Origin of the sequence: uncultured Comamonas sp. (assembly GCF_964277875.1) — a bacterium.
Lineage (GTDB): Bacteria > Pseudomonadota > Gammaproteobacteria > Burkholderiales > Burkholderiaceae_C > Comamonas > Comamonas sediminis.
Genome location: NZ_CAXYJV010000046.1, coordinates 39,329 through 56,071, shown reverse-complemented (window position 1 = coordinate 56,071; position 16,743 = coordinate 39,329). Strand labels below are relative to the sequence as shown.

The window sequence follows — 16,743 nt, the reverse complement described above, 5'->3', positions numbered from 1 at the left end:
AACAGTCCGGCGCTCTACCAACTGAGCTATTGAGGAACAAATTTTGGTCAATGCCCTGAACGATTGCAGGGCAGATAAGTGATGGCTCCTCAACCTGGGCTCGAACCAGGGACCTACGGATTAACAGTCCGGCGCTCTACCGACTGAGCTATTGAGGAATATCGGTCAACAGGCTTTGTTCGATTGCAAAGCCAAAAAATTCTGTGGCTCCTCAACCTGGGCTCGAACCAGGGACCTACGGATTAACAGTCCGGCGCTCTACCAACTGAGCTATTGAGGAACAAGACTGCGATTATAGAACGAATTTTTGGCCTGAAAAACGGACCAGGTCATTTTTTGCCGCCGGGGGCCGTACGCGAGGCTGTCCGCCAGGCCGTACGCTCAGCGGGGTGCGGGCGGTTCGGGCCGGCACCATAGCCAGGCCAGCACGCAGGCCATGCAGCTGATCGACAACAGCTTGGCCCAGCCGGGCGCTGGCACCAGCAGCATGATGACTGCACACACCGCCATCGTGATGCTGGCGCTCCACTTGGCCTTGCGGCTGACAAAGCCGCCTGCCGCCCAGTTGCGCAGCATGCCGCCAAACAGGCGGTGGCGCCACAGCCAGCCATGCAGCCGCGCCGAGCTGCGCGCGGCGCAGGCCCCGGCCATCAGGATGAAGACCGTTGTGGGCAGGCCCGGCACAAAGATGCCGATGATGCCCATTGTGAGGCAGGCCACCGCAGCCAGCAGCAGCAGCCAGCGCAGCACCGGGCTGCGGATGGGGCAGTAGGCCGGTGTCTGCGCTTCCTGCAGCGCAGTGGAGGAGGCTGCGGGCTCGTTCATGGTCATGCATTGTGCATCGCGCCGCATAACAGTGTCTTGATGCTGGGCAAGCCAGGCATTCTGAATAGCGCTGCTTTGGGTGGCAAAAGGCGTCAGACCGCATGCCCTGCTGCGCTACCATCCCGGTATGGCGATCTATCCAATCCTGAAAATGGGCGATGCCCGTTTGCTGCGCACTGCGCAGCCCGTGACCGAGTTTGACACCGATGCGCTGCACCAGCTGGTGCAGGACCTGCTCGACACCATGCGCGATGCCAATGGCGCGGGCTTGGCTGCGCCGCAGATCGGCGTGGATCTGCAGGTGGTGTTCTTCGGCTCGCCCGATCGCAACCCGCGCTACCCGGATCGTCCGCTGGTGCCGCCCACGGTGCTGGTCAACCCGGTGATCACGCCGTTGTCGGACGAGGAAGAGGATGACTGGGAAGGTTGTCTGTCGGTGCCGGGCCTGCGCGGCATGGTGCCGCGCTGGCGCAAGATCCGCTACACCGGTTTCGACCAGTATGGCGATCCGATCGACCGCGTGGCCGAAGGCTTCCATGCCCGGGTGGTACAGCATGAATGCGACCACCTCTGGGGCAAGCTCTACCCGATGCGGGTGCGCGATTTCAGCCAGTTTGGCTTCACCGAAGTGCTGTTCCCCGGCATCAGCGCGGCTGAGGACGACTGAGCCGGCCCCCGCGTCAACCGGCGGCGCCGCTGCCGGTCGCGGCCAGCGCCCACAGCAGCTCGGTCTCGATCGCGATCTGGCTCACATTGTTCTGCAGCTCCGGGCCCTGCAGCAAAAAGCTGTCTTCCACCCGCTCGCCCAAGGTGCTGATCTTGGCCAGCTCCACACTCAGCTGGTGGCGCGCGAGGATGCGCGCTACCGTGTAGAGCAGGCCTGCGCGGTCTGCCGCTGAAATGGACAGCAGCCAGCGCTGGCCCTTGTCATCGGGGCGCAGCAGCACGCGCGGCGCCACCGGAAAGCTCTTGACCCGGCGCGATACCCGGCGCTGCGCCGGCTCGGGCAGTGGCTGAGCGGCCACCAGCACGCGCGTCAGCTCGCTCTCGACCAGGTTGATCAACTCGCGGTAGCTTTGCGGTGCATCGGTGGCCACCACCTGGAAGGTATCGAGCGCATAGCGGTTGAGGGCGGTATGCACCCGGGCGTCCAGGATCGAGAAACCCGCCTGGTCAAAATAGCTGCAGATGCGGGCAAACAGATCGGGCTGGTCGGGCGCATACACCATCACCTGCAGGCCCTCGCCAGCCAGCGACTGGCGGGCGCGCACCAACGTGGCCTTGCTGCCCACCGAACGGGACAGGTGGCGCGTGTGCCAGGCAATATCGGCGGCCTCGTGGCGCAGAAAATAGTCCAGGCCCAAGGTGTCCCACAGCGCTTTTTGCGATTCATGCGGCTGGGCCGACAGCGCCAGCAGCACCAAGGCCTCGCGCTTGCGGATTTCCACCTGGGCGGCCACATCGGGGGCCCGCCCGCCCAGCACGCGCAAGGTGGCGCGGTACAGGTCTTCGAGCAGCTTGCCTTTCCAGGCATTCCAGACCTTGGGGCTGGTGCCGCGGATATCCGCCACCGTGAGCAGGTAGAGGGCAGTGAGCCTGCGCTCATTGCCCATGCGCTGGGCAAAGGCGGTGATCACCTCGGGGTCCGACGTGTCCTGCTTTTGCGCCACCTGGCTCATCGTCAGGTGCTCGCGCACCAGAAACTCGACCAGCTGCCGGTCGTCCTTGGCAATCTGGTGGTCGCGGCAAAAGCGCTTGACCTCCAGCGCACCGATCTCCGAATGGTCACCGCCCCGGCCCTTGCCGATATCGTGGAAGAGGGCGGCGAGGTACAGAATCCAGGGCTTGTCCCAGCCTGCGGCCAGCTGCGAGCAGAACGGGTACTCGTGCGCATGCTCGGCCATGAAGAAGCGCCGCACATTGCGCAGCACCATCAGGATGTGCTGGTCCACCGTGTAGACATGGAACAGGTCATGCTGCATCTGGCCGACGATGCGGCGAAACGGCCAGAGGTAGCGGCCCAGCACCGAGGTCTGGTTGAGCAGCCGCATCGCATGGGTGATGCCATGGGGCTGCTGCAGGATCTGCATGAAGGTGGCGCGGTTGACCGGGTCGCGCCGGAACTGCGCATCCATCAGCTGGCGTGCATGGTAGAGCGCGCGGAAGGTGCGGGCCGACAGGTCCTTCAGGCCCGGCTCGGTCTCGTAGAGCAGGAAGGTGCGCAAGATCGCATGCGGGTTGCGCTGGTAGACCTCGTCGTCGGCCACCTCGATGAGGCCGGCCTTGTCGTAGAACTCGTCATCGATGCGGCGCAGGGTGTGGTTGCCCGGGTGCAGGCGCTCGTCCATGTTCAGCATCAGGATCTGTGTGAGCTGGGCCACGGCCTTGGCGGCCCAGTAGTAGCGCTTCATCAGCTCCTCGCTGGCGCGCTTGGGAAAGCGTTGGCCGGCAGGGGTCACCGTCTTGAAACCAAAGGACTCGGCCACCGGCGTTTGCAGGTCGAAGACCAGCCGGTCCTCGCGGCGCCGCGCCACAATGTGCAACCGCGCGCGGATGAGGCAAATCAGGTCCTCGTTGCGCTGCAGGTTGCGCACCTCGTAGACGGTCGCCAGGCCCTTGTCGGCGAGCTCCTTCCAGCGGCTGCCCAGGCCGGTGGCGCGGCCCAGCCACAGGATCAGTTGCAGATCGCGCAGGCCGCCGGGCGATTCCTTGCAATTGGGCTCCAGCGCATAGACGGTGTTTTCGTATTTGTTGTGGCGCTGCTGCATCTCCAGCACCTTGGCCACGACAAAGGCATCGGGCTGGATGGACTGGGCCAGCGCTGACTGGAACAGGTGGTAGAGGCGCGGTGAGCCGATGATGCGGCGCGACTCCAGCAGCGCCGTCTGCACCGTCACATCGGCCTGGGCCTCGCTGATGCACTGGCTGAGGGTGCGCACGCTCGAGCCGATCTCCAGCCCCGCATCCCAGCAGGAGCCGATGAACTGCTCGATCGCGCTGCGCAATTCGCTGTCCTGCTCGGGGTCTGTGCCCTCGGGCAGCAGCAGCAGCACATCGATATCGGAATAAGGAAAGAGCTTGCCCCGGCCAAAGCCCCCTACGCCTACCAGGTTCAGGCGGCCGGGCAGGCCGGCCAGATGCCACAGCTCACGCAGCAAACCATCGGCCAGCTGCGACAGCTTGCGCAATTGCGTCTGTATGCCCCGGGTGCTGCTGCCCCCGGCCATGATGTCGTCAAACAGGGCGCTGCGTTGGGCCTGGTACTGCTCGCGCAGCTGCGGAATGCGAGGATCGTTCATGGTGCTCTATTCTGCTGTCGCTGGCAGTGTGCCATAGCATTCAACAGCGGATGCGAATAAGCACATTCCATGCCACGGCGCACCAAATGAGGGCGTGGCGGGGATCGGCCACCCGAAACGACAAAGGCGGCACGCTTGTCGCGATGCCGCCTTGGGTGCCGGGACCGCCGCCGGCCCGGTGCAGAGGGGTGGGCCGGATCAGCGCGCCATCAGCACTTGATCGTGGTCACAAAGCTTGGCGGCGTGGGCGAGCCTTCCGACCAGGTCAGCACTTCATAGCCGGTGTCGGTCACCAGCACTTCGACTTCCCATTGGGCCGACAGGCTGTGGTCCTTGGTGATGACCGTCCAGCCGTCATTGCCCAGGTCCTTGATGTCCTTCTTGCCCAGGTTGAGCATCGGCTCGATCGTGAAGATCATGCCGGTCTTGAGTTCCACCCCGGTGCCCGGGCGGCCATAGTGCAGCACCTGGGGCTCGTCGTGGAACACCTTGCCGATGCCGTGGCCGCAGTACTCGCGCACGACCGACAGGCCATGGCCTTCGGCGAACTTCTGGATCGCATGGCCGATATCGCCCAGATGGGCGCCGTTCTTGACCTGCACGATGCCATGCCACATCGCTTCAAAGGTCAGCTGGCACAGGCGCTTGCCGGCAATCGTGCCTTCGCCGATCACGAACATGCGGCTGTTGTCGCCGAAGTAGCCTTCGGGCGTGATGATGGTCACGTCCACATTGACGACATCGCCCTTCTTGAGCGGCTTGTCATTGGGAATGCCGTGGCAGACCACGTGGTTGACCGAGGTGCAGACATAGGCCGGGTAGGGCGTCATGCCCGGAGGCTGGTAGCCCAGGCAGGCCGATTTGGTGCCTTGCTTTTCCATCGCCTCGGCGCACAGCAGATCGATCTGCTTGGTCGTGATGCCCGGTTGGATGTGGGGGGTGATGTAGTCCAGGACCTCCGAGGCCAGACGGCCTGCGATCCGCATCTGCGCAATATCTTCTTCGGTATTGATTTTGATGGTCATAGCCCATGATTATCCCACCGCCGCCATTGGCCTGTTGTCCATGCGGCTACGTGTCCTGGCGGGGCACAGTAGAATCCCGGGTTATCCCGCCCTTGTCATGGTGCTGCCACGGTCCACCCGTCGCAGTGGGCAAGGCGCATGCGTGCTTTCTTCCCATCCTCCTAGTCCACATAGGCTGCCACGTGACACTGCACCTGACTCAGCTACCAGGCGGCAACGCCCTCAGCTCCTTCCGCGCCCAACAACTGCAGACTGCATTGACGGCGATCCATCCAAAGATAACGGGCATTGCTGCCCGTTTTGTGCATCTGGTCGCCACCGAGCAGCCGCTGGCCGGCGCGCAGGCCGAGCGCGTCGCAGCCCTGCTGACCTATGGCGACCCCTATGAAGGCGGCAGCGACGGCCAGGCCTTCATCGTCACGCCGCGCATGGGCACGATCTCGCCCTGGGCCTCCAAGGCCACCGACATCGCCCGCAACTGCGGCCTGGCGGTGTTCCGCATCGAGCGCCTGACCGAGTACCGCATCGAGCTCAAGGCCGGCCTGCTGGGCGGCAAGCCCGAGCTGAGCGCCGAGCAGACCGCGCAGATCGCCGCGCTGCTGCACGACCGCATGACCGAGTCGGTGTTTGGCACCCGTGCCGAGGCCGAGCAGCTGTTCTCCGCACTGCAAGCGCAGCCGATGGAGTTTGTCGATGTGCTGGGCGGCGGCCGCAGCGCGCTGGAACAAGCCAACAAGCAATGGGGCCTGGCGCTGGCTGAGGACGAGATCGAGTACCTGGAAAACGCCTTCAAGGGCCTGGCACGCAACCCCAGCGATGTCGAGCTGATGATGTTTGCCCAGGCGAACTCCGAGCACTGCCGCCACAAGATCTTCAATGCCCACTTCACCATCGACGGTGTGGCGCAGGACAAGAGCCTGTTCGGCATGATCCGCCACACCGAGGCGGTATCGCCCCAGCACACCGTGGTGGCGTACTCGGACAATGCCTCCATCATGGAAGGCCACCAGGTCGAGCGCTTTGTGGCACCGTTCAACACCCAGGCCGATGCGGTGACGGCGCCCAGCTACCAGAAGCAGGCGGCCACCAGCCATGTGCTGATGAAGGTCGAGACCCACAACCACCCGACGGCCATCTCGCCTTTCCCCGGTGCTTCCACCGGCGCGGGCGGTGAGATCCGTGACGAAGGCGCAACCGGCCGGGGCTCCAAGCCCAAGGCCGGCCTGACCGGTTTCACCGTCTCCAAGCTCTGGGGCAGCGAGGTCGGCAAGCCCGAGCACATCGCCAGCCCGCTGCAGATCATGATCGAAGGCCCGCTGGGCGGCGCCGCATTCAACAACGAATTCGGCCGTCCCAACCTGACCGGCTACTTCCGCGAGTACGAGCAGCAAGTCGGTGATATCACCCGTGGCTACCACAAGCCCATCATGATCGCCGGTGGCCTGGGCGTGATCGATGCCGAGCAGACCCGGAAGATCCTGTTCCCCGCCGGCACCTTGCTGATCCAGCTGGGCGGCCCGGGCATGCGCATCGGCATGGGCGGCGGTGCGGCCAGCTCGATGGCCAGCGGCACCAATGCAGCCGAGCTGGACTTTGACTCGGTGCAGCGCGGCAACCCCGAGATCGAGCGCCGTGCGCAGGAAGTCATCAACCACTGCTGGCAGCAGGGCGCGGCCAACCCCATCCTGGCGATCCACGACGTGGGCGCCGGTGGCCTGTCCAACGCCTTCCCCGAGCTGACCAATGACGCCGGCCGTGGCGCTCGCTTTGACCTGCGCAAGGTCAACCTCGAAGAATCGGGCCTGGCGCCCAAGGAAATCTGGTCCAACGAAAGCCAGGAACGCTATGTGATGGCGATTGCGCCCGAGTCGCTGGCACAGTTCACCGCCTTTTGCGAGCGCGAGCGCTGCCCGTTTGCCGTCATCGGCACGGCGACCGAAGAGCGCCAGCTGGTGCTCGAAGACCCGGCTGCGACTGCGGACGACCAGAAATTCCCGGTCGATATGCCGATGGATGTGCTGCTGGGCAAACCGCCCAAGATGCACAAGGATGTGCAGACCGTGGCGCGCAGCCTGCCCGCCATCGACCTGACCGGCGTGCCGCTGGAAAAGGCCGTGATCGACGTGCTGGCCCACCCGACGGTGGCGTCCAAGCGCTTCCTGGTCACCATTGGTGACCGCGCCGTGGGCGGCCTGACCCACCGTGACCAGATGGTCGGCCCCTGGCAGGTGCCGGTGGCCGACGTGGCCGTGACCCTGGCCGATTTCCAGGGCTTCAAGGGTGAAGCGATGGCCATGGGCGAGCGCACCCCGCTGGCAGCGATCAATGCCCCCGCCTCGGGCCGCATGGCGGTTGCCGAAGCCATCACCAACATGCTGGCCGCGCCGATTGCGCTGTCCAAGGTGAAGATGTCGGCCAACTGGATGGCCGCTTGCGGCGAGCCCGGTGAAGACGCAGATCTGTACGCCACCGTCAAGGCCGTCGGCATGGAGCTGTGCCCGCAGCTGAACATCTCCATCCCCGTGGGCAAGGACAGCCTGTCGATGCGCACGCAGTGGAGCGAAGGCGGCGAGACCAAGAAGGTCACCTCGCCGGTCAGCCTGATCATCACCGGCTTTGCCTCGATCGATGATGTGCGCGGCACGCTCACGCCCCAGCTGGATGCCAGCGAGCCTGACACCACCTTGGTGCTGGTCGATCTCTCGCGCGGCAAGATGCGCATGGGCGGCTCCATCCTGGGCCAGGTGCTGGGCCAAAGCGGCAATGAAACGCCTGACCTCGACGAGGCCAAGGACCTGATCGCACTGGTCGACGCTGTCAACGCGCTGCGCGCCCAGGGCAAGATCCTCGCCTACCACGACAAGGGCGACGGCGGCCTGCTGGCCACCGTGGCGGAAATGGCCTTTGCCGGCCATGTCGGCGTGGCACTGAATGTGGACATGCTGATCACCGAAGGCGATGGCATCTCCGACAGCCGCATGGACAGTGGCGAAGGCAAGAACTGGGGCGCCCAGGTATCGGGCCGCCGCGAAGACCTGACCTTGCGTGCGCTGTTCAACGAAGAGCTGGGCGTGGTGCTGCAGGTCAAGACCAGCGACAGCGCCGACGTGCTGGAGACCCTGCGCGCGCATGGCCTGTCCACCTGCAGCCACATCGTGGGCAAGACCCGTCCGGCCTCGTCCAGCATGGACATGGGCAAGGGCGAACTGCAAGTCTGGCGCGATGCCAAGAAGGTGTTTGGCGCCAGCCTGAGCGATCTGCACCAGGTCTGGGATGCCGTGAGCTGGAAGATTGCCCAGCAGCGTGACAACCCCGCCTGCGCCGACAGCGAGCACGCCTCGGTCGGTGTGCCGTCCGACCCCGGCATGCATGTGCACCTGACCTTCGATCCGCAGGAAGCGCTGTCTGCGCCTTTCGTCAATGTGGCGGCCAAGCCCCGCGTGGCGGTGCTGCGCGAGCAGGGCGTGAACTCCCACGTAGAAATGGCCTATGCCTTTGGCGAAGCCGGCTTTGAAGCGGTGGACGTGCACATGACCGACCTGCAGACCGGCCGCGCCCAGCTGCGTGACTTTGCCGGTATCGTCGCCTGCGGCGGCTTCAGCTACGGTGACACGCTGGGCGCCGGCATTGGCTGGGCCCGCTCGATCACCTTCAACGAGCCGCTGTCCGAGCAGTTCCAGGCCTTCTTCAGCCGCAAGGACACCTTCGGACTGGGCGTCTGCAATGGCTGCCAGATGTTTGCCGAGCTGGCCGACATCATCCCCGGTGCGCAAGACTGGCCGCGCTTCACGCAAAACCAGAGCAACCGCTTCGAGGCGCGTCTGTCGATGGTCGAGGTGCTGGAGTCGCCCAGCCTGTTCCTGCAAGGCATGGCCGGCTCGCGCCTGCCGATCGCGGTGGCGCACGGTGAGGGCTATGCCAACTTCCGCTTCCGCGGCAATGCCGACACGGTGATCGCCGCGATGCGCTATGTGGACAACCATGGCCAGGCCACCGAGCAGTACCCGTTCAACCCGAACGGCTCGGCCGGCGGTCTGACCGCGGTCACCACGGCCGATGGCCGCTTCACCGCGATGATGCCGCACCCCGAGCGCGTGTTCCGCAACGTGCAGATGAGCTGGACCGACGGCGACCGCTCGGCCCACAGTCCCTGGATGCGCGTCTGGCGCAATGCCCGCCACTGGCTGGGCTGATCTGCTGAACGCTCCATGACGAAGGCCCTGCACTGCAGGGCCTTTTTACAGCGCGGGTGTCGAGCGCTCAGAGCTTCATCACCACCGGGCCGCCTTTGGCAATGGCCCGCTGGTAGGCCTCGCGGGCCTGCATGCGCTGGCGGTAGGCATGCAGATGGGGCCAATCGGCTGCATTGGCGCAGCGGGCCAATGCCGCTTCCACCGCAAAGCCCATCTGGAAGTCGGCCATCGTCAGGTGGTCCCCGGCAAACCAGGGCTGGTGGGCCAGGTGGTTGTTCATATAGGCCATCGCTGCTTCCATGTGGGGGCTGATCAGCTGTTTGTGCACCTGCTGGCGAAGGGTGCGCAGCACCGGTCCCACAACGGGGCGCACCAGCAGCGGCAAAGGCTTGGCCGCGATGCTGTCGAACACCAGCTGCAGCAGCAGCCAGTTCATCAGCGAGCCCTCGGCAAAGTGCATCCAGTAGCGGCACTGCAGATGCTCGGGGCTGCCGCGCGGAGGCTCCAGGTAGGCCATGTCCGGGGGCGCCCAGGCGCCATAGCGCTCGGCCAGGTACTCGATGATGGCGCCGGATTCGGCGATCACCAGCCCCCGGTCGCAGAGGATGGGCGACAGGCCCAGCGGGTGGATGCGTTTGAGCGCCGGCGGTGCCAGGCGGGTCTTGGCATCGCGCGGGTAGGTTTGCAGCGCATAGGGGAGGTTCAGCTCTTCGAGCAGCCACAGCACGCGCTGCGAGCGCGAGGTTTCCAGGTGGTGAAGGGTCAGCATGCTTCAGTTCCCCTGCAAGCGGCGCACCCAGGCGAACAGACTGGATGCCGGGGAGGTGAACCCTGGGCGCCAGCTCAGCCTGGAGCGCCACGGCGCACCCAGCAAAAAGTGGCCGTGGGCCCAGCCTTTGAGCATGGCCTCGGCCGCCTGTGCCGGGTGCTGCCAGACCGGCAGGCTGGCAGGATGGGGTTCGGTCAACGAGGTCGCGGTCAGCGCGGGCTTGACGACGGCCAGGCTGACGCCCACACCTTGCGCCGGCAACTCCAGCTGCAAGGTCTGGGCCAGGTTGATGAGTGCCGCCTGGCTGGGTCCATAGGCCAGGTTGCCCTGCAGGCCACGCAGACCGGCGACGCTGGCCACCAGGCTGAGATGGGGTTGTCGCCCGTCGCGTGCCGCTGCCAGCAGGTGGGGGGTGACGGCCGTGATCACATGCAGCGCGCCAGTCAGATTGACCTCCCGGTGCAGCATGCGGTTGAGGTCCAGATCATCGGCCCTCATCGTCTGCCGCTGGCCTGCGCAGTAGCACACCATGTCCAGGGGCCCGTCCTCCAGCAGCTGGTGTACGGCGCTGACGACGGCATCGCGGTCGCTGACATCCAGCGGCAGGGGCAGACAGCCGGGGTGCTGCTCGGCGAAGGCGTCCAGCACCTCCTGCCGGCGCGCCGACACGATAATGCGGGCCCCTGCGGCATGCAGTTGCTCTGCCAGCGCCAGGCCGATGCCCGAGCTGGCGCCGATCAGCCAGACACGCAAGCCATACCAGCGCTCGATGGGGGTGTTCAGCGGCATGGTGGCCTCCGGGCGGGCGCGCAGGGGCCCGAGGGTATGGCAACTGCGGTGGTGGCTGTTTTCATAGGGTGCTCCGTTTTCCGACCCTGTCTGGGCAAGGTCTACGTTCTTCACTACGCATCAGCAGCTGGTTTGGATTCAGGGCTGCCGATTATTTTTTTGCATCGTTTTTGCATCCAGTGGGCCGTTTGCTGCGTATAGCGGCCAGATACCTGAAAGTTTTGGGGGTGTGCGAGTACTTACCTGTGGGCGATTGCCGATCGGGCTGCGCCGCTTGTTGCTTGGCAGCAATACAACGGATGCACCGGCCACCCGGCCTTCGCCCCACAATGCTTGGATGCGCACACCTACCACTGACACTGAACTGATGCTCTTGTTAGACCGCATTGCCGCCCGCGACGAAAAAGCGCTGCGGCTGTTGTACGACGATACCGCCTCGCGGCTGTATGGCCTGGCGCTGCGCATTCTGGGCAACAAGGCCTGGGCTGAAGACGTGCTGCAGGACAGTTTTGTCGCCATCTGGCGCCATGCCGGCAGTTACCGCGATTCGCTCAGCCCGCCGCTGGCCTGGATGGGTCTGCTGGTGCGCAGCCGGGCGCTGGATTTTCTGCGCCGGCGCAAGGCCGAGCGGCTCGACCAGCATGCGGTGGTGGACGACATGGATGACCTGCCGCAGGGCGACGACGCACAAAGCCCGATGCAGTCGGTGGAAGCGAGTGAGCAGGCGACGGTCTTGCAGCAGTGCATGGAGCGCCTGCAGCAGGCCCAGCGCCAGGTGGTGAGCCTGGCCTATTTGCGAGATTTGAGCCACAGCGAGCTGGCCAGCCATTTCCAGCTGCCGCTGGGCACCGTCAAAACCTGGATGCGCCGCAGTCTGGAGCAACTGCGCAAGTGCATGGACCGCCACGTGTAGGCGCAAAGGAGCGCTCTGATGAACCTGGTACAACACCCCGAACTGCTCGACCGTCTGGCCGCCGCCTATGCGCTGGGCACCTTGCGCGCAGGCGCCCGCCGCCGCTTTGAGCAGATGGCCCGCGCGCATCCGCAGGTGCGCTCGGCCGCACTGCTGTGGCAGGGCCGCTGGTCGGCGCTGTCCGAGCTGCAGTCGCCGGTGCAGCCCGATGCCGCCGTCTGGACCCGTATCCAGAACATGGTCGATGCCGACAAGGCTGGCTTGGCCCTTGAGCAGCAGCGCAGTGCTGCCAACGCCCGCAGCCCCAAGGCGCTGGCCTGGTGGCGTTCGCTGGCGCTGACGGGGGCCGTGGCCACCGTCGCTGCGGTGGCCATTGGCCTGTATGCGCAGCAAAGCCTGCAACGCAACACCGGCCAGCAGCTGGCCGCCTTGCAAACCGAGCTGCAAAAGACCCAGACCGCATTGCAGGCCGCCCCTCAGGTCCAGTACGTGGCCGTACTGGCCGATGGCAAGGCCCAGGCCTCGATGCTGGTGACCTTCGATGCCCGCCAGGGCCGGCTGGTGCTGCAGCGCGTCGGTGGCTACCAGGAGGCGGCCGACCGGTCACTGCAGCTGTGGGCCTTGCCGGCGCAGGGCGCGCCGCAGTCGCTGGGTGTCATGGGGGAGGGGCGGCTGGAGCAACTGCAGGCGCAGCTGGCCCAGGTGCAGGCGGTCCCGGCACTGGCGGTCAGCCTGGAGCCCAAGGGCGGCGTGCCCAGCGAGACGGGGCCCACCGGGCCGGTCTTGTTCAGCGGGGCTTTGATCAAGCGCGATTTGTAAGCAGTTTTGCCCGCCCCCACGCCCTGCAGCTGGCGCTGCAGGGCGTTTTTAGCGCTTATTACACAGCGGAAAACAGGTGTACAGGCACCAGTACCCGCCTTCCCGGGTGGGCGATTTAAGCCCCTGTTTTAAAAGAAAATTTCTATAACAAATGAGATTTATTCTCATTCGTAATATACTGGCGCGCCTCGTCATTTTTACTGCCCGCCCGTTCCGCCATGTCCGCCCTCCCGTTGGAAGCCTTTCGCGATAGCTATCGCGAGCTGATTGCCTTTGTCGCACGCCGTACCGGCAGCCGCCAATCGGCGCAGGACATCGTGCATGACGCCTGGCTGCGCGTGGTGGAAGCGGGGCCGCTGGCGCAGAGCCCGCACCCGGCGCCGCGTGCCTATCTGTACACGGTGGCCGAGCATCTGGTGATCGACCACCTGCGCCGGGCGGCGCGCACCTCCGAGCGCTTTGACAGCGCCCTGCATGACAGCAGCGCCGGTGTGCAGGCACTGGGCCAGGATGTGGCCGAGGCCAGCCTGCGGCGCGAAGCGCTGGCAGCCGTCGATGCCGCAATAGCCGCCTTGCCTGAGCGCTGCCGCAGCATGTTGCTGGCCGACCGGCTCGATGGCGAATCGCAGGCGTCGATTGCCGCAGCGCACGGCGTCTCGGTCAAGACGGTGGAGCGCGAGATCATGCGCGCCATGGATGCGATCGAGGCCGCGTTGCACGCATGGCGTGGTGATGGCGTTGTGCCGGCGCTGCCGCGCAAGGGGCGGCGCCGTGCGCTGTCGGCCTTGCTCGGCGTGGCAGGGCTGGGCGCCAGCGGCAGCCTGGCCTGGCGCATCTACCAAAGCCAGGTGGTGACATGGCAGATCCAGCTGGCCACGGCCACCGGCCGCCAGCTCAACCAGGCCCTGCCCGATGGCAGCAGCATTGCGCTGGATGCGCAGACCCGGCTGGAGGTGCGCTACTACGGCAACCGCCGCCATGTGCAGCTGCACGAAGGCGTGGCCTTCTTCCAGGTAGCACGCCAGGCCGATGCGCCTTTCATCGTCGATGCCGGCCCGGCCCGTATCACCGTGCTGGGCACCCGGTTTGAAGTCGCACTCGATGCCCAGGGCGGGCTGCGCGTGGCGGTTGAAGAGGGCCGGGTGCGCGTGCAGCAGCGGGGCAGCGATGGTGATTTGGCCGATGCGGGTGATGGCTGGGAGCTGACGGGCAGCCAGACCCTGGACTGGCAGCCAGGACAGTCGCCCCGGCGCGATACCAGCGCGGGCGAGGTGGCGGCCTGGCGCAATGGCTGGCTGGACTTCCGCCACGAGCCGCTGGGCCTGGCGGTGCAGCGCCTGGCCCGTTATTGCGACGTGCCCCTGCAGGTGGCGCCCGATGCCGAACATATGGCGATTTTTGGCCGGGTGCGCATTGCCGATGCCCGCGCCTGGCTGCAGCTGCTGCCGCGCAGCGTGCCGGTCGTGGTGCGCGAAGAAGGCCAGGGCGCTGCGCGCCGCATCACGATTGCACGGCGCAGGGCGCAGAGTTGAGCGATGGCGTGCAAGCACTATGGGCCGCTGTCCGGCCATTCAAAAATACTTGCGCAAGCGCTGAGGGAAAACTGCGTCTCGTTCGTATTACCTCGTGTGAACCACATGAGGAAAGTACCCACTGCTATGTCGCACCCCTGCAAACGCCACCTGATGGCCCTGGCGATGGCCGCCTTGGCCGGCGCGGCCTCGGCCGCTGATTTTGATATTTCCGCCCAGCCGCTCGACAGCGCGCTGGCCCAGCTGGCCCGCCAGGCCGGGCTGCAGTTGATGGCACCTCCTGCACTGGTGCAGGGCCGCCCCGGCGCTGCCGTCAAGGGCAGCATGAGCGCGCAGGACGCCGTACGCCAGCTGCTGCGCAACACCAACCTGGTGGCGCGCATCGAGGGCACGACTTTGGTCATCGACAACGGCCAGACCGCCGGTGAAGTGGCACTGAATCCGGTGGTGGTGACGGCCCCCGCCACCCGCGCGGGCGACCGCCCCGAAGCCTATGCCGGTGGCAAGCAGGCACGCGGCAGCCGCATTGGCATGCTGGGCGACCAGGATGTGATGGACACGCCGTTTTCCACCGTGGCCTATACCGCAGAAGCGGTGGCCGACCAGCAGGCACGCACCTTGGGTGAGGTGCTGGCCAATGACGCGTCGGTGCGCCTGACCACCGCCTCGCAGGGCTTCAGCGAAGACATCCAGGTGCGCGGCTTTGGCATCAGCGGTGGCGATGTGGGCCTCAATGGCCTCTATGGCCTGACCTCTGCCAGCCGGGTGCCGGCCGAGATTCTGGAACGTGCCGAGCTGCTCAAGGGCCCGGGCGCGATGGTGGGCGGCATGCCGCCGGGCGGCAGCATTGGTGGCGCGATCAATGTGCAGACCAAGCGTGCGGGCGATGCGCCGCTGAACCGCGTGGGCCTGCAGTACCTGGGCCGTGCGCAGTTCGGCACCAGTGTCGATATCTCGCGCCGCTTTGGCGAAAACAAGGAGTGGGGCGTGCGCGTCAATGGCGCAGCGCGCGGTGGCGAGGCCAGCATCCGTGGTGGTGACCAGAAGCTGGGTGTGGGCGCGATCGCGGTGGACTACCGGGGCAGCAATCTGCGCTGGTCGCTCGACGCCTATGCGCAGCGCGAAGAGATGGAAGACTTCCGCCCGCAGATCGGCTTCAACCCGGCGCTCACGTCCTTGCCCAAGCCGCCCAACGCGCGCAGCAACTGGTTCCCCGATACCGATCTGTCGCTGGACGACAAGGTCATCGCCTCGCGCCTGGAAGTGGATCTGAACGACCAGGTCACGGCGTTTGCGGGTATCGGCTACCGCAAGGGCAAGGCCCAGCAGATTTTCCCGACCACGACGACGTCGATGAATGCGGCTGGCGACTTCACGGTGCGCAGCAGCTTCTACGATTCCTACACCGACACCAGCAGCGCCGATGCGGGGCTGCGGGCCAAGTTCGCGACCGGCGGTGTCAAGCACTCGCTGGTGGTCAGCGCTTCCGATTTGCGCCAGGAATCCGGCAATGCCTATGTGGCCGGCCTGACCACGTCGCCATCGAACATCTACCACCCCGCGCCACTGCCACCGGTCGAGGGCGCGCGCATCGCGCCCAACAAGGCCTCCAAGGCGCACAACTACGGCATCGCGGTGACGGACACCCTCGCCCTGGCCGATGACCGCCTGCTGCTGACCCTGGGCCTGCGCCGCCAGACTGTGGACCTGCGCAACTTCAGCACCGCCACCGGCGCGCAGACCAGCAGCTACGCCAAGAGCGCGACCACGCCGCTGGTCGGCCTGGTGGTCAAGGCCAATGACCAGGTCTCCGTCTACGGCAACTACACGGCCGGTCTCTCGCGTGGTGGCACCGCCCCCAACACGGCCGTCAATGCCGGCGAGGTGTTTCCCCCATTCAAGTCCAAACAGTACGAAGCAGGTGTGAAGGTGGATTGGGGCAGCGTCATGACGACGGCCAGCCTGTTCCAGATCAGCCGCCCCAACAGCATGACCGACCCGGCCACCAACATCTACAGCTTTGATGGTGAGCAGCGCAACCGGGGCCTGGAGCTGGCCGCCTATGGTGAGCTGCAGCGGGGTCTGCGTTGGATGGGAGGCCTTGCCTTCAACCGTGCCAAGGTCACCAAGGCGGCGCAGTACCAGGGCAACGATGCCTACGGCGTGCCCAAGATCAATGCCAACCTGGGCGCCGACTGGGATGTGCCCGGCGTGCAGGGCCTGTCCGTCAACGGCCGGGTGATCCGCACCGGCTCGGCCTGGGCCAGCAATGCCAACACCCTCAAGCTCTCGGGCTGGACCCGCTTGGATGTGGGCGCGCGCTACCGCACCCAGGTCAGCGGCAAGGCGGTGGTGCTGCGTGCCAATGTCGAAAACCTGACGGGCAAGAACGTCTGGTTGATCAGTGGCAACAACTACCTGACCCTGAGCGCGCCGCGTACCGTGGTGCTGTCGGCGACGGTTGATTTTTGAGAACCTGCGGCTGGTCTCCGCGCAGTTGCGTAGAGACCGCCCACCGGTTCTGGGGAGTGGGCTGCGGGAGCGCGCAAGGCGCCGGCAGCATGTTTATCAAAAAAGGA

General features: G+C 65.8%; 11 protein-coding genes and 2 tRNA genes. 6 read left to right on the top strand and 7 right to left on the bottom strand.

The genetic code is table 11. From position 1 onward, the window contains the following. Positions 1 to 82: 82 nt before the first annotated feature. The 3 genes from ACHWUQ_RS18940 to ACHWUQ_RS18930 form a co-directional block, all read right to left on the bottom strand. Positions 83 to 158: transfer RNA gene (locus tag ACHWUQ_RS18940), tRNA-Asn, on the bottom strand. Between the two features lie 46 nt (positions 159 to 204). After that, positions 205 to 280, bottom strand: a tRNA-Asn gene (locus tag ACHWUQ_RS18935). 101 nt (positions 281 to 381) lie between these two features. Beyond that, positions 382 to 825: a YbaN family protein gene (locus ACHWUQ_RS18930; protein WP_394682062.1), complete on the bottom strand. Its 444-nt coding sequence runs from the start codon at positions 823 to 825 to the stop codon at positions 382 to 384. A 127-nt stretch (positions 826 to 952) separates the two neighbouring features. Here ACHWUQ_RS18930 and def point away from each other — a divergent pair, with 127 nt between their 5' ends. Further along, positions 953 to 1,492 (top strand): peptide deformylase, encoded by a 540-nt coding sequence (gene def, locus ACHWUQ_RS18925; protein WP_312527123.1) that lies wholly within the window; start codon positions 953 to 955, stop codon positions 1,490 to 1,492. A 13-nt stretch (positions 1,493 to 1,505) separates the two neighbouring features. Here the strand turns inward: def and ACHWUQ_RS18920 are convergent, their stop codons facing one another. Then, a complete protein-coding gene (locus ACHWUQ_RS18920; protein ID WP_394682061.1) occupies positions 1,506 to 4,124 on the bottom strand; it encodes a [protein-PII] uridylyltransferase in 2,619 nt (872 codons plus the stop codon). A 209-nt stretch (positions 4,125 to 4,333) separates the two neighbouring features. After that, entirely contained in the window at positions 4,334 to 5,149 is an 816-nt protein-coding gene (gene map / locus ACHWUQ_RS18915; protein WP_239808748.1) for a type I methionyl aminopeptidase, read from the bottom strand. A 182-nt stretch (positions 5,150 to 5,331) separates the two neighbouring features. On the opposite strand from map, the gene purL reads away from it, so the two are divergent. Beyond that, positions 5,332 to 9,342, top strand: coding sequence for a phosphoribosylformylglycinamidine synthase (gene purL / locus ACHWUQ_RS18910; RefSeq protein ID WP_394682060.1), 4,011 nt, complete (start codon positions 5,332 to 5,334; stop codon positions 9,340 to 9,342). A gap of 67 nt (positions 9,343 to 9,409) precedes the next feature. Here purL and ACHWUQ_RS18905 read toward each other — a convergent pair whose 3' ends face one another. Then, complete coding sequence (locus ACHWUQ_RS18905; protein WP_394682059.1) at positions 9,410 to 10,111, bottom strand: glutathione S-transferase family protein; 702 nt, start codon at positions 10,109 to 10,111, stop codon at positions 9,410 to 9,412. A gap of 3 nt (positions 10,112 to 10,114) precedes the next feature. Further along, positions 10,115 to 10,900: an SDR family NAD(P)-dependent oxidoreductase gene (locus tag ACHWUQ_RS18900; RefSeq protein WP_394682058.1), complete on the bottom strand. Its 786-nt coding sequence runs from the start codon at positions 10,898 to 10,900 to the stop codon at positions 10,115 to 10,117. Between the two features lie 337 nt (positions 10,901 to 11,237). Here ACHWUQ_RS18900 and ACHWUQ_RS18895 point away from each other — a divergent pair, with 337 nt between their 5' ends. From ACHWUQ_RS18895 to ACHWUQ_RS18880, 4 genes are all read left to right on the top strand, one after another. After that, positions 11,238 to 11,813: a sigma-70 family RNA polymerase sigma factor gene (locus ACHWUQ_RS18895; RefSeq protein ID WP_239808744.1), complete on the top strand. Its 576-nt coding sequence runs from the start codon at positions 11,238 to 11,240 to the stop codon at positions 11,811 to 11,813. Between the two features lie 18 nt (positions 11,814 to 11,831). Then, positions 11,832 to 12,632 carry an anti-sigma factor domain-containing protein gene (locus ACHWUQ_RS18890; RefSeq protein ID WP_394682057.1) on the top strand — a complete coding sequence of 267 codons (801 nt, stop codon included), beginning with the start codon at positions 11,832 to 11,834 and terminating at the stop codon, positions 12,630 to 12,632. Positions 12,633 to 12,850: 218 nt separating this feature from the next. Further along, a complete protein-coding gene (locus tag ACHWUQ_RS18885; protein ID WP_394682056.1) occupies positions 12,851 to 14,164 on the top strand; it encodes a sigma-70 family RNA polymerase sigma factor in 1,314 nt (437 codons plus the stop codon). Between the two features lie 126 nt (positions 14,165 to 14,290). Then, entirely contained in the window at positions 14,291 to 16,636 is a 2,346-nt protein-coding gene (locus tag ACHWUQ_RS18880) for a TonB-dependent siderophore receptor (RefSeq protein ID WP_394682055.1), read from the top strand. Positions 16,637 to 16,743 lie beyond the last annotated feature (107 nt).